Genomic DNA, 25,679 nt, shown 5'->3' on the forward strand with positions numbered 1-25,679 from the left:
TCACCGATCGATGCGCGGCCGGACGGCGAAGACCTCGTGCATTTCGGTGCCGACCAGATGCGGGTCCTGGCGGGTCTGCGCCGACATGCCCCGACGTGTGAACAGATCGCAGATTTCGCGCAGGCGGCCGTCGCGATCGTGCACCTCGGCGACGACGACGTGGATGCGTCGCCAGTCCGCGTCGGTGATCCCGCGCAGCACATCCAGTTCCGCGCGTTCGACATCGACTTTGAGCAGGCCGATCTCGCACCCTCGGCAGTGCTGATCCAGAATCCCCGAGACCGTGGTGACCCCGACCTCCAGCTGCACGCCGTCGTGCAGCCCTCGGGTGATGACCGCGATGGCCTTGTCGTCCAGCCCGTTGTTGCGCAGATAGATGGCGGTCGCCTCGTCGTCGGCCGCGCGATCGGCGAAGAATCCGGAATTCGCCGTCGCGCGTGGGTACCAGGTGAAGGCCCGGGTTCCCGGCATGGCGCCGACCGCGGTGCGCAGCGCTATCCCGCCGGGCACATGCGCCGCGATATTGCGGTCCAGACATCGGAACGTCATCGGCGCCGGTTCGACCGCGATCACCCGGGTTCCGGGGCAGGTGTCGGCGAACATCATCGCGCTCAGGCCGATGTTGGCGCCGATGTCGAGGACGACCTGGCCGGGACTGAGGAATTCGGCCGCGCGCCGATAGAATCCGTCCGCAGCGGTCGTCTCTCCCCACAGCATTCTGGCTTCGGCAGGACTGGTGCACGTCACCGTTCTGCCGTCATCGAGTCGCACGTGTTGCAGAGTGGTCAGCATTGTTCCATGAACCTTTCGAGGACGGGGCCGACGACGGCCAGCGCACGGGGATGGCTCATTTCGAGATGGCGGGCGTCGACGACGACGTTGTGAATGTCGCCGCCCACGTAGGGCCGCCAGGTATCGGCGAGAGCGTCGTGGTCCGGGTGGTCCCGTGCGGCGGTGAACAGGATGAGGTCACCGTCGAAGACGTCCGGACGATGAGCGGCGGAGATATCGCTCGCGGTGCGGAAGCTGTCCATGACGCGGTCCGTTTGCTCGGCGGTGAACAGTCCGGTCGCGATCACCTGTCCCCGGATGACATCCCACGCTTGGTCGTGGGTGCTCACCTTCAGCTCGTCACCCAGGTCGAACAATTCCCGCCAGCCGCCGAGCAGATCGGCCATCAGCTGCCCCGGCGCGGGTTCACCGGCCGCGGCCGGCGGCTGCGACAGCGCAGCCGCCGCACTGTCGAGCAGGGCCACGACGCCGACCCGCGCCCCGTCGCGGCGCAACCGAACCGCCATCGCGTGCGCGATCTGCCCGCCCAGCGACCATCCCAGCAGGTGATAGGGCCCCGTGGGCTGGACGCGGCGGATCTCGGACACATAGCGGTCGGCCAATTCGTTCACCGAGGTGGCGGCCGGTTCGCCGGCTACCACGTGCGGATCCTGCAGGCCGTATACCGGGCGATCCGGATGCAGATGTTCGACGAGTCCGCCGTAGAACCACGCCAGGCCGCCCGCCGGATGGACGGCGAACACGGCCGGCCCGGATCCGTTCGCGCGCAACGGCAGCAGCACGGTCAAGCCGGACGCGCCGTCGGAGTCGTCGGCTCGGCGGGCCAGCGCCTGCGGGGTCGCATCCTCGAACATCCACGGCAGGTCGATCGTCACACCGCGCGTCTGCAATTCGGTCACCGCCATGGTGGCCAGCAGCGAATTGCCGCCCAGATCGAAGAAGCCGTCGGTCGCCCCGACCCGCGCGGCCCCCAGGATCTGCTCGTACACCTCGCCGATGACCTTCTCGGTGCGCGTGCGCGGTGCGACGAACCGTTGCCCCGCCGTGCCGAAATCGGGCGCGGGCAAGGCTTTTCGGTCGAGTTTGCCGTTGACCGTCAGCGGCAGATCGGCCAGCACCATCACGGTCGAGGGCACCATGTAACTGGTCAGCACCTCGGCGGCGGCCGCCCGGACCTCCCCCGGATCGAGGCGCTGTCCGTCGGCGGCGACGACGTATCCGATCAGCTGGTCGACCTCGCGCTCGTGGCGATGCACGGCCGCGGCGGCCCGCGCGACGGACGGATGCCGCAGCAGCGCCGACTCGACCTCCCCCAGCTCGATCCGGTACCCGCGCAACTGCACCTGCGCGTCGCCGCGACCGGCGTAGGTCAGTTCCAGGCCGTCGCCGGTCTCCCGCCAGCTGCCGAGGTCGCCGGTGCGATACAACCGGCCGCCGGCCGGGTCGAACGGATCCGCCACGAAACGGCTCGCCGTCGGCGCGGGTGCGCGCAGGTAGCCGCGCGCGAGTTGGGCTCCGGCGACGTAGATTTCGCCGCGCACCCCGACCGGCACGGGGCGCAGCCGCTCGTCGAGCACGTAGATCCGCAGGCCCGGGAGCGGCACCCCGATCCGGTCCGCGCCCGGACCATCGAGCTCGGCGAAGGTCAGATGCACCGTGGTTTCGGTGATCCCGTACATATTGACCAACCGCGGTGAGCCGGGCTCGTGGGCGGCGAACCACCCCGACAATCGCGACGCATCCAGGGCCTCACCGCCGAAGACAACGTAGCGGAGCGCGAGATCACCACAGCCGCAACCCGATTCCCGATACCTGCGTTCGGCGTCCGCGAAACCGTAGAAGGCGGACGGGGTTTGGCTCAAGATGGTGACGCCCTCGCGCGCCACGAGTTCCACCAGCGCTTCGGGCGAGCGGGAGGTGTCGCGGTCGACGACAATCAGCCTGCCGCCGGTCAGCAGCGCACCCCACATTTCCCACACCGCGAAATCGAATGCGTAGGAATGGAACATCGTCCACACGTCGCCGGGGCGGATGTCGAACCGTTCGGCAGCGTGGGTCAGCAGTGTGACGGCGTCGCGGTGGGTGACGGCCACGCCCTTGGGAGTGCCGGTCGACCCGGAGGTGTAGATCACGTAGGCCAGGTTGTCCGGTCGCGCGGCCACCGGCGCCCGCGCGCTGCCGGCGTCGAATTCGATCTCGGCATCGTCGATCGACACCAACGGCGTCGCGCACTTCGGCACCTGCGCGGCGAGGTCGGCGGACGTGAGCACCACGACGGGGCGCGCGTCGTCGATGACGAAGCGCAGGCGGCGCGGCGGATTCGCGGTGTCCAGCGGTAGATAGGCCGCGCCCGCGCGCACGACGGCGAGCAGCCCGACGATCAGATCGACCGATCGTGGCAGCGCCACCGCCACCAGCGTTTCCGGTCGTGCGCCGTGTGCGGCGAGGCGGGCGGCGAGCCGGGTCGCCCGGCGATCCAGTTCGGCATAGGTGAGCTGTGCCGTACCGTCGCTCACCGCGATCTCGTCGGGCTGGGCCGCGACGCGGGCCGACAACAGCTCGGACAGGGTCTGCTCCGCGACCGCGGTGCCGTCGGTTCCGGCAGCGGCCAGTATCCGGCGGCGTTCGTCCGGCGCGACGATATCGATATCACCCACGGCGACAGCGGGATTCGCGGTCGCCTGCTCCAGGATGCGGACGAACGCCTGCGCGAATCGCCGCATCGTCTGCTCGATGTACAGGTCGGTGGCGAAGGTGAGGCGGCCGGTCATCCCGCCCGGCCGGCCCTCGGCATCGCGCCGCGGGACGAGTTTGACGTTGAGATCCGCGCGTGCCTGATCGAAGCCCTCTTCGATCGGTTCGACGGTGAGCCCCGGCAGCTCCAGGGCGGCGGCACTGAGATCCTGTACGTCGAGCGTCACCTGATACAGCGGCATGTGCGCGGTCGAACGACGCGGATTCAGTTCCTCCACAATCTCTTCGAAGGGCACGTCGGCGTGCGCCAAAGCCGCCAGATCCGTATCGCGGACGGTGGCGAGCAGCTCCGCGAACCCCTGCCGCGACGCCACCGGTGTCCGCAACACCAGCGTATTGACGAACATGCCGATCAGATCGTCGAGTTCACGGTCGCCGCGGCCGGCGACCGGGGTGCCGATGGCGATATCGCCGACCGCGGCCAGCTTCGACAACAGGACCGCCAGCCCGGCGTGCAGCACCATGAACACCGTGGCGTTCCCCGCCCGGGCGAGGGCCTCGACTCGGGTGTGCAGGTCGGCGGACAGCTCGAAATCGAGGGTGCCGCCGTGCATGGACGCCACGGGCGGCCGGGGCCGATCTGTCGGCAGTTCGAGAAGTTCCGGCAGCCCGGCCAGAGTGCCGGTCCAGAAACGCAGCTGCCGGGAGATCAGCGAGTCCGGGTCGGACTCGTCGCCGAGCATCTCGCGCTGCCACAACGCGTAGTCGGCGTACTGCAGGGGCAGCGGCGGCCAATCCGGTTGTCTCCCTTTTTTACTCGCCTCGTACGCCACCGCCACGTCCCGCGCGAGCGGCAGCATGGACTGCCCGTCGGCGCAGATGTGGTGGACGCCGATGACCAGCACATGGTCACGGTCATCGAGGGCGAACAGTTCGGCACGCACCGGTGGTTCCCGGGTGACGTCGAAGCCCGCGGACACCACTGCCGCCGCGCGCTCGAGGACCTGCTGTTCGCCGATCTGGATCGGGACCAGCGCGGGCGCGACCTCGTCGGCGGCGACCACGACCTGGCAGGGGGCGCCGTCGATCATCGGGAACCGGGTCCGCAGCGATTCGTGCCGGTCGATGACCAGCGCGCACGCCCGGCGCAGCGCGTCGACATCGAGGTCGCCCCGCAACCGGATCACCAGCGGAATGTTGTACGCGCCGACCGAGGTGTCGAAGCGATTGAGGAACCACATCCGTTGCTGTGCGGGCGAGAGCGGGATGCGGTCCGGGCGGGGACGCGGAACCGGCCGCGCCGCGACGGCCCGGTCGGCATCGGTGAGCCGCGCGGCCAGTTCGGCGACCGTCGGGGCGTCGAACAGATCCCGGATGCCCGCGTGCACACCCAGCGCCGTACGCACGCGCGCGACCGCCCGGGTGGCCGACAGCGAGGTGCCACCGAGCTCGAAGAAGTTGTCGGTCGCCCCGACGTCACCGACATCCAGGACGTCTCCGAAGATGTCGGCGATGCGCTGTTCGGTGTCGGTGCCGGGAGCGATACGGCGCCGACGCGCCGCGAAGTCCGGTGCGGGCAACGCCGCCCGGTCCAGTTTGCCGGTCGCGGTCAGGGGAAGTTCGGCGATACGCAGCACGACATCGGGCACCATATGCGCCGGCAGCCGTTGGCGCGCAACGGCTTTGACATCGTCTGGATCGACACCTGCGTCGCAGGCCAGATATCCGACCAGCCGGCCGGTGCCGTGCTCGTCGGCGCGCACGGTGACCGCGACCCGGTCGATCCCGGGATATTCCCCCAGCACGGCCTCGATCTCGCCGAGTTCGATGCGCTGACCGCGGATCTTGACCTGGAAGTCGCGGCGGCCGAGGTATTCCACCGTGTAGTCCGGTGTCCAGCGGGCCAGGTCGCCGGTGCGATACATGCGAGAACCGGCCGGGCCGAACGGATTCGCGACGAACGCGGTCGCGGTTGCCGCGGGCCGGTTCGCGTACCCGCGCGCCAGTTGCGGACCCGCCAGGTACAGCTCCCCCGCCACGCCGACCGGCACCGGCCGCAGCCACGGGTCGAGCACGACGGCCTCCATCCCGCGGATCGGGGCGCCGATGGTGATCGCCGCCCCCGGTGCCAGCGCCGCGCTGATCGCGGCGAAAATGGTGGCCTCGGTCGGCCCGTACCCGTTCAGCAGCCGCCGGCCCGGCGCCCACACCGCGACCAACTCCGGGGTCACCGCCTCTCCGCCCGCCACGAGCACGCGCAGCGACTCCATGCCGTCCGGGGACACGGTGGCCAGCACGCTCGGCGTGAGGAATGCGTGCGTCACCCGTTGTGCCCGAACAACAGCCGCCAGATCGTCGCCGGCGTAGGCGTCCGGTCCCGCGACGATCAGCACCGCGCCGTGGGGATTGGCCAGCAGTACCTCGAGGACCATCGCATCGAAGCCCGGGCCCGCCGCGTGCAGGATCCGCGAGCCGGTGTCGATGCCGAAGCGGTCGCGCACCACCGCGGTGAAATTCGCCAGACCCTCGTGCGTGACCACGACGCCCTTGGGCACGCCGGTCGACCCGGAGGTGTAGATCACGTACGCCGCGTCCGCGGTCCGCGGTGTCCGCACGTGTTCCGCGTCGGTCACGGTGGCCGCGGATTTCGCGGCGATCGCGATCTCGGTCTGCGGATCGTCGAGGACCAGTGGGAATACGGTGTCCGGTACAAGATCTCGCACGGCCGCGACCGTGAGCGCCACTCGCACATCGGAATCCGCGAGCATGTGGGCGACGCGTTCGGCCGGATTGCGCGGATCGACGGGCAGGAACGCCGCCCCCGTCTTGACCGTCGCCCACAGGCCCACGACGAGTTCCGCCGACCGCGGCATCACCAGCGCGACCTGGTCGCCGGGGCCGATCCCGCGCTCGAGCAAGGACCGCGCCAGCCGGTTCGAACGCGCGTCCAGCTCGGCGTAGGACATCGTCTGCCGGCCCGAAATCACCGCCGGCGCGGCAGGATTCGACCACACACCGGCGGCGAGCAACCGGTCCGCGCGCTGCGGCGCGGCCGCGGCGCCGCCGGTGGCGGGGACCACGGCGTCGCGATCGGCTCGGTCCAGCAGATCCAGCGACATCAGCGGTGTACTCGGGTCGTGCCCGATCGCCCGCAACACCATCCCGATCCGGCCGGCCAAACCCGATGCCGTCGCGTCGGTGACCTGGTCCTGGCGGTAGCGCAACCGGATGTGCAGCCGGTCGGTGTGGTGCGCCTGAACGGTGATCGGGTAGTGCGCGGCGTCGCGACCGTCCGCCGCGACCACCCGCATCCCGTCGATGTCGGCGGCGCCCAGTCCGCTGCTGTCGACCGGGTAGGACTCGAATACCACCAGCGTGTCGAACAGTGATGCCGCATCGACCGCGGACAGGATCCGCGGCAGTTCGAGATAGTGGTGGTCGAGCAGGCGGGTATTGCCGGCCTGCAGCCGCGTCAGGGCCTGCTCGAGCGTCTCTTCGCGGCGCAGTTCGGCCACGACCGGAATCGTGTTGATGAACAGTCCGATCATCGACTCCACGCCGGGCAGGTCGGCGGGCCGGCCGGACACGGTACTGCCGAAGACGACGCGGTCGGAGCCGAGGAGATTGCCCACGACCACCGCCCAGGCGAACTGGACGACCGTCGCCATCGTCACCCCGTGCGACCGCGCGAACTGCGCCAGCTCGGCGCTCACCTCGCGGTCGACCCGCACGGCCAGATCGATCGGCATGGTCGCGGCCGCATCGGCGTGCGGATCGGCGACCAGCGTGGCTTCGGTGACATCGCGCAGCGCGTCGCGCCACACCGCCACGCTCGCGGCGCGATCGCGTCGAGCCAGCCATTCCAGATAGTCACGGTAGGAGGCCGGATCCGGCATCGGCCCGGGTCGCCCGTCGACCGCGTACAGGCCGATCAGTTCCCGCCACAGCAAGGGCAGCGACCATCCGTCGAGCAGCAGGTGGTGGGCGGTCAGTATCAGCCGGACATCGCGCGGCCCCAGTTCGGCGAGCACGAAGCGCACCAGCGGAGGTTCCGCCGGAGCGAAGCACGATTCCCGCTCGGCATCCAGCAGGGCCGCGATCTCGGAGGCACCGGAGAGCGCAACCTGCCGCCACGGGACCTCGACCACATCCGGAATCACCTGCACCGCAACACCTTCGGCGGTGCGCGCGAACGCGGCCCGCAGGTTGGGGTGGCGGACGAGCAGGGCCTGCGCGGCGCGCCGGAGCCGGGCCGGGTCGACTTCTCCGGTGAGGGTGAGCACGGATTGGGCGAGATAGACGTCGAGCCGGCCCGCGGCGGCTTCGGCGTGGAAGAGCAGCCCGGCCTGCAGTGGCGCCAACGGCCACACGTCGTCGAGCCGGCCGTAGCGGCGGGCGAACGCGTCGAGATCATCGCGAGTCACGTCGACCAACGGCACATCCGCGCGGCTCAGCCCCCAGTCCCGATCGGCGGCGGCCGCGATGGCGGTGAGGGCCTCGACCCACTCATCGGTGAGTTCGCCGACCTCGTCGCCGTCGAGCAGCCGGGAGGCGTAGCCGACGTACGCCGACAACTGCGGTCCGGCGGCCGTGTCGAGAATGTTCACATCGATCGTGAGCACCGCCGCCGCCGGCATCTCCGGCTCGAAGGCCGCGCGCTGATCGAAGGTTTCGCCGGACGGAACCCACGCCGGATCCGCCGGATCCGTGCCCTCGACGCCCATACGCCCGAGGTTGTTGTAGGCGATCTGCGGTTCGGGCAGTTCGGCGAATCGCTGTGCTATGGCGGGATCGAGATAGCGCAGCAGGCCGTAACCGATTCCCTTGTCCGGGATGTCACGCAACTGATCCTTGACGGATTTCACCGCAGCGGGCATCTCCGCGGCGTCGGTCCCGTCGGGGTCGAGCACCACCGGGTACCGGGTGGTGAACCAGCCGACCGTGCGGGACAGGTCCGCCCCTTCGGCGATTCCTTCTTCGCGACCGTGTCCCTCGAGCATGACAGTCGTTGCAGGACAGACGATGCCGCGGCGTTCGCGCCAGCGCCGCACCGCCACGGCCAGCGCCGTCAGCAGCGCATCGTCGACAGCGCCGTGCGCCGCCGCGGGCACGTCGTGCAGCAATGCCGAGGTCACCTCGACCGGCAGTGTGACGGTCAGATGCCGCACCGTCGCCTGGGTGTCCAGCGCGGGATCGATCGTCGCGCGTCCGAGTATCGGGTCGGGGGCGGAGCAGATCCGCTGCCACAGGGGAAATTCCCCGGCCCGCGCGGCCGCCGCGGCGACCAGCGCGTCGGCCCACCGCCGCATCGAGGTGCCGGGTGCGGCCAACTCGACCGGGCGGCCGGCGACGATCCGCTGCCAGGCGGTCGCGAAGTCGGGCAACAGGATTCGCCATGACACCGCGTCGACGGCCAGGTGATGGATCACGACGAGCGCGCGTGCCTCCGCGTCCAGTCCCGGTTCCGGCAGCAGGCAGACGACGTGCGCCATCGCGCCGGTCGCCGGGTCGAGCCGGTCGACCGCCGCGGCGCAGGCCGCCTCCACCACAGCGGCGAAGCCCGGGGAACCGGGTCTCTCGCCGGCGCCGAAGGTGCGCGTCGAGACCGATCCGGCGCTCTCGGACGCGTTCGGCGGCAGCACATCCCAGCGGCCCGCCCGCAGCCGCGAGCGCAGCACGTCGTGATGGTCGACGACCGCCCGCACGGTCGCGCGGACGTCGTCGACCCGCGCGTCTGCCGGCAACCGCACCAGCACGGATTGGGCGAACCGTGCCGGTGCGCCGAGGTGCTCGACGAACCACGCCACGATCGGCGTGAGCGTGATCTCGCCCACGCCGCCGCCGGGCAGTTCCTCGATCGTGGCCCGCGCGGGCGCGTGCGCGATCTGCGCCAGTCCGCGAACCGTCTTGTGCTCGAAGATATCTCGCGCCGTCACGCCGATTCCGACGGCCCGCAACCGCGACGCCAGCTGGATCGACATGATGGAGTCGCCACCCAGGGCGAAGAACGAGGTGGTAGCGCCGACTCCGCGCACACCCAGCACATCGGTGAAGGCTGCGGCCACCGTGCGTTCGAGCTCGTCCTCGATCGCCGCCGGGCCCTCGCCCGTGACATCGAAGTCCGGTTCCGGCAACGCTTTTCGATCCACCTTGCCGGTGGAGGTGAGCGGCAACCGGTCGAGGACGGTGAGGGTCGCCGGCACCATATGAGCGGGCAGCGCGGCCGCGAGCCGTTCGAGGATGTCACCAGGCGCGGCGGTCGTCGCGGAATCGGTGGTGACATAGGCCGCGAGCACGGTCCGGCCGCCGGGGCCGGTGCGAGTCACGGTGACCGCGGTGGCGACGGCCGGATGGGCGAGCAATGCGGCATCGATCTCGCCCAGCTCGACCCGCTGGCCCCGGATCTTGACCTGGAAATCGAGCCGGCCGACGTACTGCAGGGTGGCCTGCGCGGTCCAGCGGACGATATCGCCGGTGCGATACATCCGGGTTCCGGGCACACCGTAGGGGTTCGCCACGAACGACGCCGCCGTGACGGCGGGGCGATTCAGGTATCCGCGTGCCAGCGCCGCGCCCGACAGGTACAACTCACCCGGTACCCCGATCGGCACCGGCCGCAACCGCGCGTCCAGCACCACCGCCTCCGCGCCGCGGATCGGCCCGCCGATGGTGAGGGTGTCGTCCGGGCCCACCGGATCGCTGATCGTGATCACGATCGTCGTCTCGGTCGGGCCGTAGATGTGATGCAGCCGCCGCCCGGCCGCCCAGGTCGTGATCAGGTCGGGCGCCACCTTCTCGCCACCGACCGCGAGCATCCGCACCGTATCGAGCTCGGCCGGAGACATCGTCGCCAGCACACTCGGCGTCAGGAACGCATGCGTCACCCGGTGGGCCGCGATCAACGCGGCCAGGTCCGCGCCGCCGACCACCTCCGGCGGCGCCACCACGAGCGCCGCGCCGGCGGCGTGTGCCATCAGCGCTTCGAGCAGGACCGCGTCGAAGGCCGGTGACGCGACTTGCACGATGCGCGAGGCGCGTTCGACCCGATAGCGGTCGCGCTGCTCGGCTGCGAAGGCGGCGAGCCCCTCGTGGGTGACCATCACCCCCTTCGGTGTCCCGGTCGAGCCGGAGGTGTAGATCACGTAGGCCACATCCTGAAGCCGCGGGGCGCGGGGACGTTTCACGGCGCTCTCGCCCAGAGTCCGGGGTGCGTCGAGCATCAGCCAGCGCACATCGTCCGGCAGCGCGTCGCGCGCGGCGGTTGTCGTGACACCGAGGCCGGCCCCGGAGTCGTGCACCAGATAGGCGATCCGCTCCGGCGGATAGCGCAGGTCCAGCGGCACGACGGTGGCGCCGGTCTTCACGATCGCCCACAGGGCGATGTGATAGTCCGCCGACCGCGGCACCGCCGGCGCCGCGCATACTCCCGGCTTCGCGCCCATCGAGAACAACTGGGCGGCAAGCTCTTCCGCGCGATCGTCGAGTTCCCGGTAGGTGAGCGTGCGAGTGCCGTCGATCAGGGCGATCGCCTCCGGAGCGGTGGCCACGGCCGAGCCGAGCAGTTCCGGAAGCAGCCGCGGTGCGGGTGCGGCGCCGCCGCGTGCCGGAACCAGCCGCGCGGCCTCCTCGGCGCCGATCAGCGCGATATCCCCGACCGGCCGGGCCGGATCGCCGACCACCGCGTCGAGTACGCGAACGAACCGGTCGGCCAGCCCCCGCGCGGTGGACTCGATGAAAAGGTCGGTGGCGTAGATGATTTCGCCGTCCATGCCGGAGGCCCCGGCACGGTCGGGGTGGCCGGTCAGCAGAACGGTGAGATCGGTCTTGGCCTGGGCGACACCGGGATCGATCAGCTCCACCTCGACGCCGGGCAGCCGGAACCGGGCCGCCGCGGTGTTCTGCACCCCGAACAGCACCTGATACAGCGGCGTATAGGCCGTGGACCGGGGCCGGTCGAGCAGATCGACCAGCCGCTCGTAGGGCAGGTCCGCGTGGGCGAGCGCCTCGAGGTCGATGCCGCGCACCTGCGCCACCAGCTCGGTGAACGACATGTCGTCGCGGACCGGCGTGCGCAGCACGACGGTGTTGACGAACATGCCGACAAGATCGTCCAGCGCGGCCGTTGCGCGCCCTGCCACGGGCGTGCCGATCGACACGTCGCCGGTGTGCGCGGTGCGCGACAGCACGATCGCCAGCGCGGAATGCAGCACGACGAAGACGGTCACGCCCTCGCGGCGGGCCAGCCGCACGATCTCGTCGTGCAGCCGCGGCGGTATGTCGAACCGCACCCCGCCCCCGGCCATCGACATGGTCGCGGGCCGCGGCCGGTCGGTGGGCAGATCCAGCAGCTCCGGCGCGTCGGCCAGAGCCGCCGTCCAGTAGGCGGCCTGGCGCGCTGTCACCGATGCCGGATCGTCCTCGGCGCCGAGCACCTCCCGCTGCCACAGCGTGTAGTCCGCGTAATGTACCGGAAGCGGTTCCCAGTGCGGCGCTTCACCTTTCACGCGCGCCGCGTAGGCGGTGAAGATATCGCGGGCCAACGGCGCCATCGACGAGCCGTCGGCGGCGATGTGATGCACGACCAGCACCAGGACATGCTGCGCGGGTCCGGTGCGATACACCCGCGCACGCACCGGCACCTCGGCCGAGACGTCGAAGCCCGCCTCGACGGTCTCCCGGATCCGCTCCGGCAGCACGGACTCCTCGACCGGCTCCGCATCCGGCGCCAGGAGCTCGGCCACGGCGGCCACGTCCCGCACGACCTGACAGGGTTCGCCGGCCACCGTGGGGTAGACCGTCCGCAGGGGTTCATGGCGGCCCACCACGTCCTCGAACGCCGCACGCAGCGCGCGCAGGTCCAGTGCGCCGGTCAACCGCGCCGCGAAGCCGATGTTGTAGGCCGCCGACGCGGGATCGAACTGGTTGATGAACCACAACCGTCGTTGCGCCGCCGCCAGCGGGACCGTGGCCGGGCGCGGCCGCGGCGCGAGGGGCATCAGCGACGATCGCGCGCGCTGCGTGAGGCGAGCCGCCAATCCGGCCACCGTCGGCTCCTCGAAAATATCGCGAATCCCCACCCGCACCCCGAGCGCCGCCTCGGCACGCGCGGCCACCCGGGCGGCCGAGAGCGAGTCGACACCGATCTCGAACAGGTTCGCCGCGACGCTCACCCGCTCCGCGCCGGTGATCGCGGCGACGATATCGGCCAGTGCCGCTTCGTGTTCGGTGTGCGCCGGAACGAATTCCGCGGTGTCGTCGAACTCCGGTTGCGGGAGCGCGCCCCGGTCGAGTTTGCCGTTCGCGGTGAGCGGCATCCGGTCGAGCACCTCGACGCGGGCCGGAATCAGATACGACGGCAGCAGGCGCGCGAGCCGGTCCCGGATCGCGCGCCCGTCGATCACCGCCCCCGGCGTGAGCGTCACATAGGCCACGATTCGCTCCGCGGTCGCGATCGCGACCGCGCGCGCGACCTCCGGGAGGGCACACGCCGCCGCCTCGATATCGCCGGGCTCGACGCGCTGGCCGTGCACCTTCACCTGGAAATCGCTGCGGCCCAGGAAGTCCAGGTTGCCTGATCTTGTCCATCGCACCAGATCCCCGGTGCGGTACATCCTTTCGCCCGGTGCGCCGAACGGATGCGCGACGAACGCCGCGCAGGTGAGGTCGGCGTGGCCGTGGTAGCCGCGCGCCACTTGCACACCCGAGACGTACAGGTCGCCGACGACGCCGACCGGCACCGCGCACAGCCTCCGGTCCAGCACGTACACCCGCATTCCGGAGACCGGTGCGCCGATCGGGACCGTCGCGGGGACAGCAGCGCCGGGTGAGCATTGCGCGGAGGTGACGACCTCCGCCTCGGCCGGGCCGTACCAGTTCACCACCTCCGCCTCGGTGAACACCCGCGCCGCGGCATCGACGGTGGATTGCGCCAGCGCCTCACCGGCGACGAAAACCCTTCGTACCGAGGGCAACTCGGCGTCGCCGGCGGCTTCGACGAGGACGTCGAGCATCGACGGGACGAAGTGCACCGTGGTGATTTCCCGGCTCGCGACGCACTGCGCGAGATAGGCCGGGTCGCGGTGCCCATCGGGTTCGGCGATCACGATGTGCGCACCTGTCCGCAACGGCCACAGCAGCTCCCACACCGCGATGTCGAAGGTGACCGGCGTCTTGAACAGCACCGAATCGCCGGCGTCGTGCGGCCACTGCCGCTGCGCCCAGGCCAGCTGACTCGCGGTGGCGGCGTGGGTCAGCGCCACTCCCTTGGGTACACCGGTGGAGCCGGAGGTGAACAGGACATAGGCGACGTTGTCCGGCCGCAGGGGCGCTCGCCGGTGCGCATCCGTGATCGGGTCGCCGGATAGTCGGGACAGATCCAGTCGATCCAGGTCCACCCGCGGACATCCCGGCGGCAGGCCGTCGCCGTCGGCCGAGGTCGTGAGAACCAGCAGCGGCCGGGCCGCGTCGAGCACATCGGCGATGCGCCGGCTCGGCTGCTGCGGATCGATCGGCACGAAGGCCGCGCCCGACTCCAGCACCGCGTACAGCGCCGACACGAGGTCGACCGAGCGCCGAACCGCGACGGCCACAAGGGTTTCCGCACGCGCGCCACGCGCGATCAGCCAGCGGGCCAGCCGGTGAACGCGGTCGGCGAAGTCCTGGTAGGTCAGCGCGTCACCGTCGGCGGGCAGGATCGCCGGAGCGTGCGGAGTACGCCGCACCTGTTCGTCGAAGCCGTCCACCAGGGTCCGGCCCACCGACATCGCGTCGCCGGTGTCGTTCCAGCGTTTGAGCACCAGGTGCCGTTCGGCGGGATCGAGCAGGTCGAGCTCACCCAGCGGCGCGTCGGGGTCGGCCGTGAGCCCGTCGAGCAGGCGGACGAACCGGTCCGCGAAACGCTGCGCCGAATCCACGTCGAACAGGTCGGTCGCATAGGTCAGTCGCAGCGTCATACCGGCCGGCTCACCGTCGCGACCGTGGTCCTCGGTCACCATGAACAGCAGGTCGTAGATCGCGGAACTGTCACCCGGATCGAGGGTTTCGACGGTGAGGTCCGGAAGCTCCACGCGCGCCCGCACCATGTTCTGATAGGCCAGCATCACCTGGAACAGCGGCGAATGCGCGGTCGAGCGGGCCGGGCGCAGCGCGTCGACCAATTGCTCGAACGGCACGGTGGCGTGGTCGAAGGCCTCGATATCGCTGCGGCGCACCGCGTCCAGCAGTCCGGTGAACGTCCGGTCGAGCGTGACGCGCGTGCGCAGGACCAAGGTGTTGACGAACATGCCGACCAGGTCGTCGAGCACCCGATGGCCGCGTCCCGCGTGCGGTACGCCGACGGTGACGTCGTCGCTGCCGGACAGGCGCGACAGCAGTATCGCGAGCGCCGCGTGCACCACCATGAACGTCGTGGCGCGGGCGCGCCGGGCCAGCGATTCGATCCGGCTCTGCAGTTCTGCCGGTATGTCAACGCGGATCAGCGCGCCGCGGTGGCTCTGCTCGACAGGGCGCGGCCGGTCGGCGGGCAGTTCCAGTAGTTCAGGGATGCCGGCGAGACGCGTTCGCCAGTAGGCGATGTCGCGAGCCACGGGTGATTCGGGATCGTCGGGTGAGCCGAGGACCGCGCGCTGCCACAGGGCGTAGTCGGCGAATTGCACCGGCAGCGGCGGCCGGTCCGGCGATGGGGCGCCGGTCCGCGCCCGGTATGCCGCCACGAGATCGGCGGCCAGCGGCGCCACCGAATAGCCGTCACAGCTGATGTGGTGCACCGCGATCGCGACCACCCGGACGGTGTCCGACAGCTGGTACAGTGCCACCCGCACCGGCACCGCCGCGGACACGTCGAATCCGGTGGCCGACAGCGCGGCCAACCGCTCGCCCAGTTCACGCTCGTCGATCCGCTGGGGCGTCAGGTCCCAGTCCTCGACGACGCCGGCCGGATCCAGCACCACCTGTGTGGGCACGCCGTCGACCGCCGGGTACACGGTGCGCAGACTCTCGTGCCGTTCCACCACATCGCCGACCGCGGCCGCCAGTGCGTCCGCGTCGAGCGCGCCCTCGAGCCGAACCGCCAGCGGCACACTGTATCCCGGCGCTCGAGGGTCGTACTGGTTGAGGAACCACATCCGGGTCTGCGCCGTCGACAACGGCAGGCGGTCCGGTCGTGGCCCGGGTGCCGGGGCCGGCAGCGCGGGTACGCCTCGCAGCCGGGTGATGCGTTCGGCGAGTTCGGCGACCGTGGGCGCTTCGAAGATCATCCGCACCGGTACGGACGCATCGAGCGTAGCGCCGATCCGGCTGAGGGCGCGGGTGGCGACGAGCGAGTTGCCGCCCAAGTCGAAGAAGTCGTCGTCCGCGCCCACGGCCGGCACGCCGAGCAGTTCGGCGAAGACCGCGGCGACCGTCTGCTCCACGATCCCTTGGGGCGCACGGTATTCCGCATGTCCGATCGCGCCCGGAACCGGCAGCGCCCGGTAGTCGATCTTTCCGTTCGCGGTGAGCGGCACCGCATCGATCCGGATGATCGCGGCGGGCACCATATAGGCCGGCAGCCGGTCCAGCAGCAGGCGGCGAAGCTGCCGGGCATCCACTGTTTCCGGTGCGACCACGTAGGCGATCAGGCGTTGCTCGCCCCGGTCGGCGCAAACATGTGCCACTGCGGCGCTCACCTGGTCGTGAGCGAGCAACGCCGCCTCGACATCGCCCGGTTCGATCCGCAGGCCGCGAATCTTGACCTGGTCGTCGGCGCGCCCGATATAGCACAGGACGCCACCCTTCCCCCACCGAACCAGGTCACCGGTCCGGTACATGCGGGCCCCGGGCACACCGGCGAGGGGATCGGCGACGAAGGTCGCGGCGGTCAGATCCCGGCGGTGATGATAGCCGCGAGCGAGCTGGACGCCGCCGAGATACAGCTCCCCCGTCACACCGGCGGGGACCGGATGCAGGCGCGAATCCAGAACGTGCACCACGACATTCGGCTCCGGTGTACCGATCGGCACCGTGCCGCTGTCGATACCGTCGACGTGGTAGGCGGTGACGCTGACCGCCGCCTCCGTCGGCCCGTAGAGGTTGTCGATCCGCGCGTCGCCGAGTTCCCGGAACCGACGCACGGTCTCGGCCGGCAGCGTCTCGCCGATGCACAGTACGCGTCGCAGATCCGGGAACCGGCGACCGGCCGCGGTCTCCTCGAACGCGGCGAGCAGCGACGGCACGAAATCGGCTGTGGTGACGCGGTGTTCGGCGATCAACCGCGCCACCTCCTCCGGATCGGCGCCCGCGCCCCGGCCGGCGATCACCAGCTCGGCGCCACAGGTCAAGGCGCAGAACAGTTCCCACACCGACAGATCGAAGGTGACCGGGGTCCGCAACAGCATGACGTCGCCGCCCAGCCGGTAGTGCTCGCGCAGCCAGCACAGCTGGTTGACCACCGCGGCATGCGATACCGCCACACCCTTCGGCACTCCGGTCGAGCCAGAGGTGTAGATGACGTAGGCCAGATTCTCCGGACGCAGCGGCGCGAGCCGGTCGCGGTCGGTCACCGGCGAGGTGTCGCCCGGCCGGGCGCCGAGTTCGGCGAAGTCCCAGACCGCGATGTCCTCGGGCAGGTTCGCCGCGTCGGATCGGCGGGTGAGTACCGCCCGGGGCCGTGCCGCGGTGAGCACGGCGCGCACACGATCGAGTGGGTGTTCCGGATTCACCGGCAGATACGCCCCACCGGCGGCATGGATCGCGTAGAGGGCGGTCAGCAGGTCGACCGAGCGCTGCATCGCCACGGCGACAACGGTTTCCGGGCCCACTCCACGTTCGATCAATGTCCGCGCGAGCGCGTTGACCCGGGCCGCGAACTCCCCGTAGTCGAGCCGCGTGCCGTTCTCGGTGTCCAGGACGGCGGCAGCCCGCGGTGTCGCCGCGGCCTGGGTGGCGAACAGCTCGGCGATCGTCGCCGAGGACGGCGTCATGGATCCGCCGGTCTCCCGCGCAGCCAGCTCGCGTGCCTCCTGCTCGCTCAGCAGATCGATATCGCCGATCGCCCGATCGGGCCGGTCGGCCACCGCGCGCAGCAACAGCACGAATCGGTCGATCATCGAGCGAATCGTGGACTCGTCGAACAGGTCTGTCGCATAAGAGAATTCGAGATCCATCGCCCCGGGCTCGCCGTCGCGTCGCGCGGTGTCGACGAGATTGAGGTGCAGGTCGTATTTCGCCACGCTCGGGTCGGCGGTCCGGACATCGACCGTCAGCCCTTCGAATCGCACCGTCGGAATGTCGATGTTGTGGAACGCGAAACCCGCCTGGGTCAGTGGCGCATGCGCCGTGGAGCGCGGCGGATTCAGCACCTCGACGAGACGTTCGAACGGGATGTCGGCATGGCCGAAGGCGGCGAGATCGGTGGCCCGGACCTGCTCCACGATGCGGCGGAAGGACGCGCCGGGATCGATGCGCGTCCGCAACACCAGGGTGTTGACGAACATGCCGATCAGGCGCTCGAGCCCCGGTTCGGCGCGCCCCGCCACCGGTGTGCCGACCGCGATGTCGTCGCCGCCCGACAGCCGTGCCAGCAGTGCGGCATACGCCGCGTGCAGCACCATGAAAATCGTGGCATCGCACGAGCGGCCCAGGGCGCTGAGTTCACGCCCGAGGTCGGCGGGCAGGGTGTAGGACACCGTCGCACCCCGGAAGCTCTGCCGCGCCGGGCGGGGACGGTCGGTGGGCAGGTCGAGCACCTCGGGCAGGTCGGCCAGCGCCGTGCGCCAGTAGTCGACCTGAACGGCGGCCGGAGCGCTCGGATCGTCTTCGGTGCCGAGCCGCTTGCCTTGCCACAGCGCGTAATCCGCGTACTGCACGGGCAGCGGCTCCCACTGGGGCGCCTGTTGCCGGCGGCGCGCCTCGTAGGCGGTCATCAGGTCGGCGGCCAGCGGGGCGAGCGAGGATCCGTCGAAGCTGATGTGGTGGACGACGAGAACCAGTGTGTGGTCCTCGGCGGCGGTGCGCAGCAGCGCGATCCGGAACGGGACCTCGCGGGTGACGTCGAATCCGGCGGCGGCCGTCGCGTCGATCCGTGCCCCGAGTTCCGCCGCGGAAACCGCCACCGGCTCCAGCTGCGGCAACGCCTCCCGCACCGGCACGATCAGCTGGTAGGGCCCGGTATCGCTGTCCGGGTGCACGGTTCGCAACGCTTCGTGCCGGCCCAGCACGTCGGCGACGGACGCGCGCATGGCCGCCACGTCGAGCGGTCCCGACATACCCACCACCAGGGCGATGTTGTACAGCGCGGAGCCGGTGTCGAACTGGTTGAGAAACCACATCCGGGCCTGGGCCGGGGAGAGCGGAATGCGCGCCGGGCGCGGCTGCGGGAGCAACGGTTCCCGCCCGGGCGCGTCGATGGTGCGCAGCGCGGCGGCCAGGTCCCCGACGGTCGCGGCGTCGAAGACGGTGTGCAGTGACACCTCGATACCGAATGCCGCACCCAGGCGCGCGGTCAGCCGCGTCGCCGACAGCGAATTACCGCCCAGGGCGAAGAAGTTGTCGGCGACGCCGACCCGGTCGATACCCAGCACGGTGCCGCACACATCGGCGACGAGCTGTTCGGCCGCATCGCGCGGGGCGACGAAATCGGCTCGCGCACTGTCGAATACCGGCGCGGGCAAGGCGGTGCGGTCGACCTTGCCCACCGAGGTCAGCGGGAGGGCGTCGAGCACCGTCATCGCCTCGGGGACCATGTGCGCGGGCAGGTGGCGCGCGGCATGCGACGTCACGGCGGCCACATCGATGCCGTCGCCGCAGGGCGCGAGATAGGCGGCCAGCCGCACTCCGCCGTCGGTCTCGACGCTCACCGCGACCGCGGCGGCCACGTCCGGATGGCCGGCGAGGACGGCCTCGATTTCCCCGAGTTCGATGCGCCGGCCGCGGATCTTCACCTGGAAGTCGGTGCGCCCGGCGTATTCGAGGGTGCGTTCGGGGGTCCAGCGCGCTCGATCGCCGGTGCGATACATCCGCTCTCCCGCCGGTCCGAACGGATCGGCCACGAACGCCGCTGCCGTGTCCGCGGGCCGGTCGAGGTATCCGCGGGCGAGATGGATGCCGCAGATGTACAGCTGCCCGGTCACCCCGACCGGCACCGGCCGCAGCCGCTCGTCCAGAACCAGCGCTCGCACACCGCGGATCGGACGGCCGATCGTCACCCGGTCACCGGGCTCGAGGGGATCGCTGATCGCCACCATGATCGTGGTCTCGGTCGGCCCGTAGCCGTTGTGCAACCGGCGGCCGGGACCCCACACCGCGACGGTGTCGGCCGACACCGCCTCGCCGCCCGCCACCAGCACGCGGAACAGCCCGACATCGGCCGGCGACATCGTCGCCAGCACGCTGGGCGTGAGGAACGCGTGCGAGATCCGTTGTGTGCGAATCAATTCCGCTAACGGCGCGCCGGCGAAGACGTCCGGCGGCGAGATCACCAGCGCCGCACCGTGCGGATGTGCCATCAGCAGTTCCAGCACCAGCGCGTCGAAGCCGGGCGCCGCCACCTGCAGGACCCGCGCCGAACTGCCGATGCGATACCGATCCCGTTGTTCGGCAGCGAAATTCGCCACGCCGGCGTGCGTCACGGCCACGCCCTTCGGCTCGCCGGTCGAACCCGAGGTGTACACCACGTACGCCGTATTCGACGCCCGGCACGGGCGGATCCGGTCATCGTCGGTCACCGCGGCCGCGCAACGGCAGGTGATCCGGGCCTCGGTACGCGGAGCGTCGAGCACAACCCGTTCGATGGTGTGCGGCACCAGCTCCTGGGTCGTCGTCACGGCGACAGCGACCCGCACGTTCGCGAGCACGACCGCGACACGCTCGCCGGGATTGCGCGGATCCACCGGGACGAACGCCGCCCCTGTCTTCGCCACCGCCCACATCCCCACCACGAGGTCCACCGACCGTGACAGCACCAGCGCCACCCGGTCCTCCGGGCCGATTCCGTACTCGATCAGTACGCGAGCGAGCTGATTCGACCGGGCGTCCAGCTCCCCGTACGACAGGGTGTGCGCGCCGGACACGAGCGCCACGGCCTCCGGATCGCGGACCGTCAGCAGGTCGGCCAGCACGCGCGGCGCCTCGGCACGGCCACCGGACGCCGGCACCAGCACGGCGCGCTCCTCGGCCGACAGCACATCGACGGCACCGACCCGCTGACCCGGATCACGCACGACCGAATCGAGAATTCGGTGCAGGCGCGCGGCGAATTCCTCGACCGTGCCCCGATCGAACAGGTCGGTGGCGTAATTGATCCGCACCGGGAGATCGCCTGCCGCCCGGGCATTCTCGGCGACGGTGACGATCAGGTCGACCTTCGCCGGCTGCGGACCCGGATCCAGGACCTCGGCGGTGACCCCGGCCAGGTCGACGGTCGGGCGGTCCATGTTGTCGAACGCGAGATACACCCGGCACAGCGGGTCCCGCGAGACCGCGGCCATCGGCTCGATCGCGTCGGCGACCCGTTCGTAGGGCAGGTCGCTGTGGGCGAACGCGCCGATATCGATGTCTTCGACCCGAGCCAGGAAGTCGGCGAACGTTTCGTCGTCACGCACCTGTGTCCGGAGCGGCACGGTGTTGACGAACATGCCGATCAACGGTTCCAGCGCGCGTTCCCCGCGGCCCGCGACCGGCGTGCCGATGGTGATATCCGTCGAATCCGACAGCCGGGCCAGCAGTACGGCCAGCGCGGCGTGCACGACCATGAAGGTGGTGGCTCTCGCCGTGCGGGCCAGCTGCTCGATCCCCGCGTAGGTCTCGGCGGTGATCGCGGTGTCGACGACCTCGGCGAGCAGGGACAGCCCATCCGGCCGCCGGTGGTCGACCGGCAGTTCCAGCGGTCGCGCCATGCCCGTCAATCGCTCTGTCCAATAGCGCAATTGACGCGCGGCGAGCGATTCGGGATCGTCGTCGTCGCCCAGCAGTATGCGTTGCCGGATGCTGTAGTCGGCGTACTGCACCGGCAGTGGTGGCCAGTCGGGCGCGTGCCCCTGCGCCCGCGCCCGGTAGGCGGCGGCGAAATCGGCCGCCAGGGGCGGCAGCGACGACCCGTCGCAGCAGAGGTGGTGCAGGACGACCACCAGCACGTGCCGGTGATCGGTGGTCGCGAGCAGTGCGACGCGGATCGGCGGCCGGCGACGCACATCGGTTCCGGCCGACACCAGCTCGCCGATCCGGTGGTCGAGTTCGTCGGAGGGGACGCTGCGCGGCGTCACGTCCAGGTCCGCGACGACCTCCTCGGACGGCAGAATCAGTTGGGTGCCTCGGCCGTTCACGGCCGGATACACGGTGCGCAAGGATTCGTGTCGCTCGATCACATCGGCCAGTGCGGCGCGCAGGGCGGTGGTGTCGAGCTGTCCGGACAGCCGCAGCACCAGCGGAATGTTGTATGCCGCCGATTCGGGCTCGATCTGGTTGAGCAGCCAGATCCGGGTTTGCGCGGGTGCGAGCGGAATGGGATCGACTCGCGGCTGGGGCCGCAGCGCGGGCCGCGCGGACCGGCGGGCGCCGTCGATATGGGCGGCGAGCTGGGCCGCGGTCGGCTTCTCGAACAGCTCGCGCACCGACACCTCGCACCGGGTCAGTTCGGCGATCCGCACGGCGGCGCCGGTGGCGGTGAGCGAATTGCCACCCAGCTCGAAGAAGTTGGCCAGCACCCCCACGCGGTCGACGCCCAGGACCTCGGCGAAGACATCGGTGATGGTCTCCTCCACGGCCGTGCGCGGCGCGACGTAGGCCGCTGCCGAACCCGGGTCCGGTTCGGGCAGCGCGCGATAGTCCACCTTGCCGTTGACCGTCAACGGCAGTGCGTCGAGGACGACGACGTGAGCCGGGACCATGTAGTCCGGCAGTATCGAACGCACGTGGGTGCGCAACTGTTCGGGCGCGCAGACCGCGTCGCCGGCCGGCACCACGTAGGCCACCAGCCGGGCCGCGTCGGTCCCGGGCAGATGGACGTCGGCGACCGCGGCGGACACCGAGCTGTGGCTCAGTAGCGCGGCGCGGATCTCGTCGAGTTCGATCCGGAACCCGCGCAGTTGCACCTGCCGATCGGCCCGTCCTCGATACTCCAACTCGCCGTGGACGTTCCGGCGAGCGATGTCACCACTGCGATACAGCCGCTCACCCGGCGCGCCGAACGGGTCGGCGACGAAGCGTCCTGCGGTGAGCCCGGGGCGGCCGATATAACCACGGGCGAGATGCGTTCCGGCGACATAGATTTCGCCCCACGCGCCCAGCGGAACCGGCCGCAGGCGCTCGTCCAGGACGTATACGCGCAGGCCCGGCAGCGGCGGGCCGATGATGCTGGGGGCGCCGGGTACGGCGCGCTCGGGCGCCAGCGGAGTGTAGGTGACGAAGACCGTGGTTTCGGTGATGCCGTAACTGTTGGCCAGCACCGGCAGGTCCGGATTCCGGGCGTACCAGTCGGACAGGCTCGCCGGGTCCAGCGCTTCGCCCGAGAGGACGACGAGGCGCAGGGCGAGCTCGCCGTCCGGTTGCCCGGCGTCCGCGTAACGCTGTCGCGCGGCCGTGAACTGGTGGAAAGCCGACGGCGTCTGGCTGAGAACGCTCACCTTCTTCCGCGCGGCGAGGCGGACCATCTCGTCCGGTGAGCGCCTGACAGGACCGTCGACCACCACGATCCGGCCGCCGGTGATCAGCGCACCGAAGATCTCCCAGACCGAATAGTCGAAGGCGAACGAATGGAACAGCGTCCACACGTCACCGGCGCCTACACCGATCTCGGCAGTGGCGTCGGTGAGGTAGCCGGCGACCGCGCGATGGGTGATCGATACGCCCTTCGGCCGCCCCGTCGAGCCCGAGGTATAGATGACGTAGGCGACGTTGCCGGGCCGCAGCGGACGGGCACGTTCGGCATCCGTGATCGGTTCGCCGCTATCGGTGACGTCGTCGTCGAGCAGCACCACGCGGCCCGTTTCCGGCAGGCGATCGCACATGCTCCGGTTCGTCACCAGGGCCACCGGTCCGGCGTCGCCGAGCACGTAGTCGAGCCGCTCGAGTGGGTGGGCGCCGTCCAGCGGCAGATATCCGGCGCCGGACTTCACGACAGCCAGGGCGGCGACGACCAGATCGACATCTCGCGGCAGGGCGATGGCCACGAGCGTTTCCGGCCCGGCCCCGAGGGCGATGAGCCTGCGCGCGAACCGGTTGGAGCGCTCGTCGAGTTGGCGATAGGTCAGCGTGGTCGATCCGTCGTCGACGGCGACGGCGGATGCCGACACCGCGGCCTGCCGCGCGAGCAGGTCGACGAGTGTCGCCGACGTGGCCGTCCCGTCGCGGCCCGCCAGTTCGCCGAGCACTCGCCGCTGCTCGGCCGGATCGACCAGCGGGATGTCGATCAGCCGGGCATCGGCGGGCGAGCTCGTCATGTGATCGAGGAAGTCGACGAATCGGCCGGCATGGGCGTCGAGTTCGTCCTGGCCGTACAGGTTGGCATTGCCGTGCAGTTCCACCGACAGCGGTGCGTCGGCGCCGGAGCGGTACATATTGAGCTGCAGATCGTCCAGGGCGCCGGAGGTCAATGCGCGGTAGCGTCCGATCGCTTCGCCGAGCCGGATCTCGGAATCGAAGAACAGGATGTTGACGATCGGGCCGAACGAGCTCGCCGCCGCGTCGACAGCATCGGACTCGCGGCGCAGATCCTCGAACCGGTAGAGCTGATGCCGCATGGCCAGCACGAGTTCGGACACCGATGCGCGGATCAGTTCCTTCACCGTCGTGGTCGGGTCCGCGCTGAACCGGATCGGCACCATATTGGCCAGCATCGCGGCGGCATTGCGCAAGCGCCTCGTCACCCGCCCGGACACCGGAAGCGACAGCACGACCTCGCCGGTACCGGTCATGCGCGCGAGGAACGCGGCGAACGCGGCCACGAGCACCTGTGCCGGGGAGGCGTGCAACTCGCCGGCGAAACGGTCGAGCCGCGCGGTCAGCGGCGCCGGCAGCGTACGACCGGCGTAGCGGTCGTCCTCGCTCCACTTGGCCGAGCGCCCGGCCAAACTTGCGGCCGGCGGCAGGCCGGCCGCCTTGTCCAGCCAGTACGCCCGGTCGGTTTCGAACCGCCGACTCGTCCGATAGTCGTGCTCCGCGGCGATGATCTCGGTCAGCCGGGGCGCTGCCAGTGGCGTCGGCGGCCGGCCCTCGATCAGCGCGTTGTAGTGTTCGGCCACGCGGTTGAGCAGGTTGAACGCGCCGTAGCCGTCGATCACGAGGTGATGTGCGCGCGCGTACCACAGATACCGGTCCTCACCGATCCGGATGAGTTTCGTCGCGACGAGCCGGTCCCGGGCCAGGTCGACGGCCTTGGTGCTGTAGTCGCGGCGCATCCAGTCCATCGCCGCCGCGTAGGGGTCGGCGGTCGCGGTGAGATCCAGCAGCGGCTCGTCGTAGACGATGCCGCGGTCCACGTACTGATACGGACGACCGCCGACTTCGACCACCCGTACGACCATCGATTCGGTCTCGTGGCCGGCGTCGTTCATCGCCTTGCCGAAGGCGGCGTAGTCGATGGGCCCGTCGATCTCGACGTAGTGGGCGATGTTGACGTTCGGTCCGCCGGGTAGGTTGTCCGCCAGCCACATTCCGTATTGCGCTCTGGAAAGCGGAATCAGATCAGGATTTCGGTCTGAAGGCATGGCTGAATCCGGACTCATCGTCTAACCCCTCCTCGAATTCCGAGACACGGAGCAGCGCACACCCGCCTGTGTTTCCGTGCGCGGAATTCCCCGTTGCTGTACCATCGGATTGCGAATGCAATTACATTTGCGATTTCCCGCGTTTACCGAATCACCGTGTTACCGATTCACCGTGTTGCCGAATCACCGAGTTGCCGGATTACCGACATTCCACGGGCCGACATGAGCGCCCGTCATCGATGCCGATAAACCCGCGTTTCAGTGCACATGACGCCGCCCAGCGGGTGAAGGAGCCACTGCCCGATTGGTGGCGTTATAGGTACCGAGCGCCTGCCCTGCGTTGCTGAGAATCCCCTCTCGCCGAGCTCGGCGAGCACTGCGCGACAACTCTTCGCCGTACCATCACGACATGCCGCCACGACATTGAGACGGCCCGAAAGCCCCACCCGCACAAGGCATATGAAGGCCTGTCGAATGGGTCGGAACTACGAGCGAAATGTCCGTATTAAAGTGGAA

Annotated in this window: 2 protein-coding genes; both read right to left on the minus strand. The window is 70.2% G+C overall.

The annotated features are described in order from the left end of the window. On the minus strand, positions 1-792 hold the full coding sequence (locus tag NA3_RS13830) for an FkbM family methyltransferase (protein WP_062963972.1): 792 nt from the start codon (positions 790-792) through the stop codon (positions 1-3). Then, positions 786-25,163, minus strand: coding sequence for a non-ribosomal peptide synthetase (locus NA3_RS13835; RefSeq protein ID WP_084491527.1), 24,378 nt, complete (start codon positions 25,161-25,163; stop codon positions 786-788). Before NA3_RS13835 ends, NA3_RS13830 begins: the two co-directional genes overlap by 7 nt. Positions 25,164-25,679 lie beyond the last annotated feature (516 nt).

The organism is Nocardia africana NBRC 100379, assembly GCF_001612635.1.
In the GTDB taxonomy this organism is placed as follows: Bacteria; Actinomycetota; Actinomycetes; order Mycobacteriales; family Mycobacteriaceae; genus Nocardia; species Nocardia africana.

Bases quoted from the DNA above. Each gene is read 5' to 3' on its own strand.
- NA3_RS13830 (WP_062963972.1), bottom strand. From the start codon at position 792: ATGCTGACCACTCTGCAACACGTGCGACTCGATGACGGCAGAACGGTG.
- NA3_RS13835 (WP_084491527.1), bottom strand. From the start codon at position 25,163: ATGCCTTCAGACCGAAATCCTGATCTGATTCCGCTTTCCAGAGCGCAA.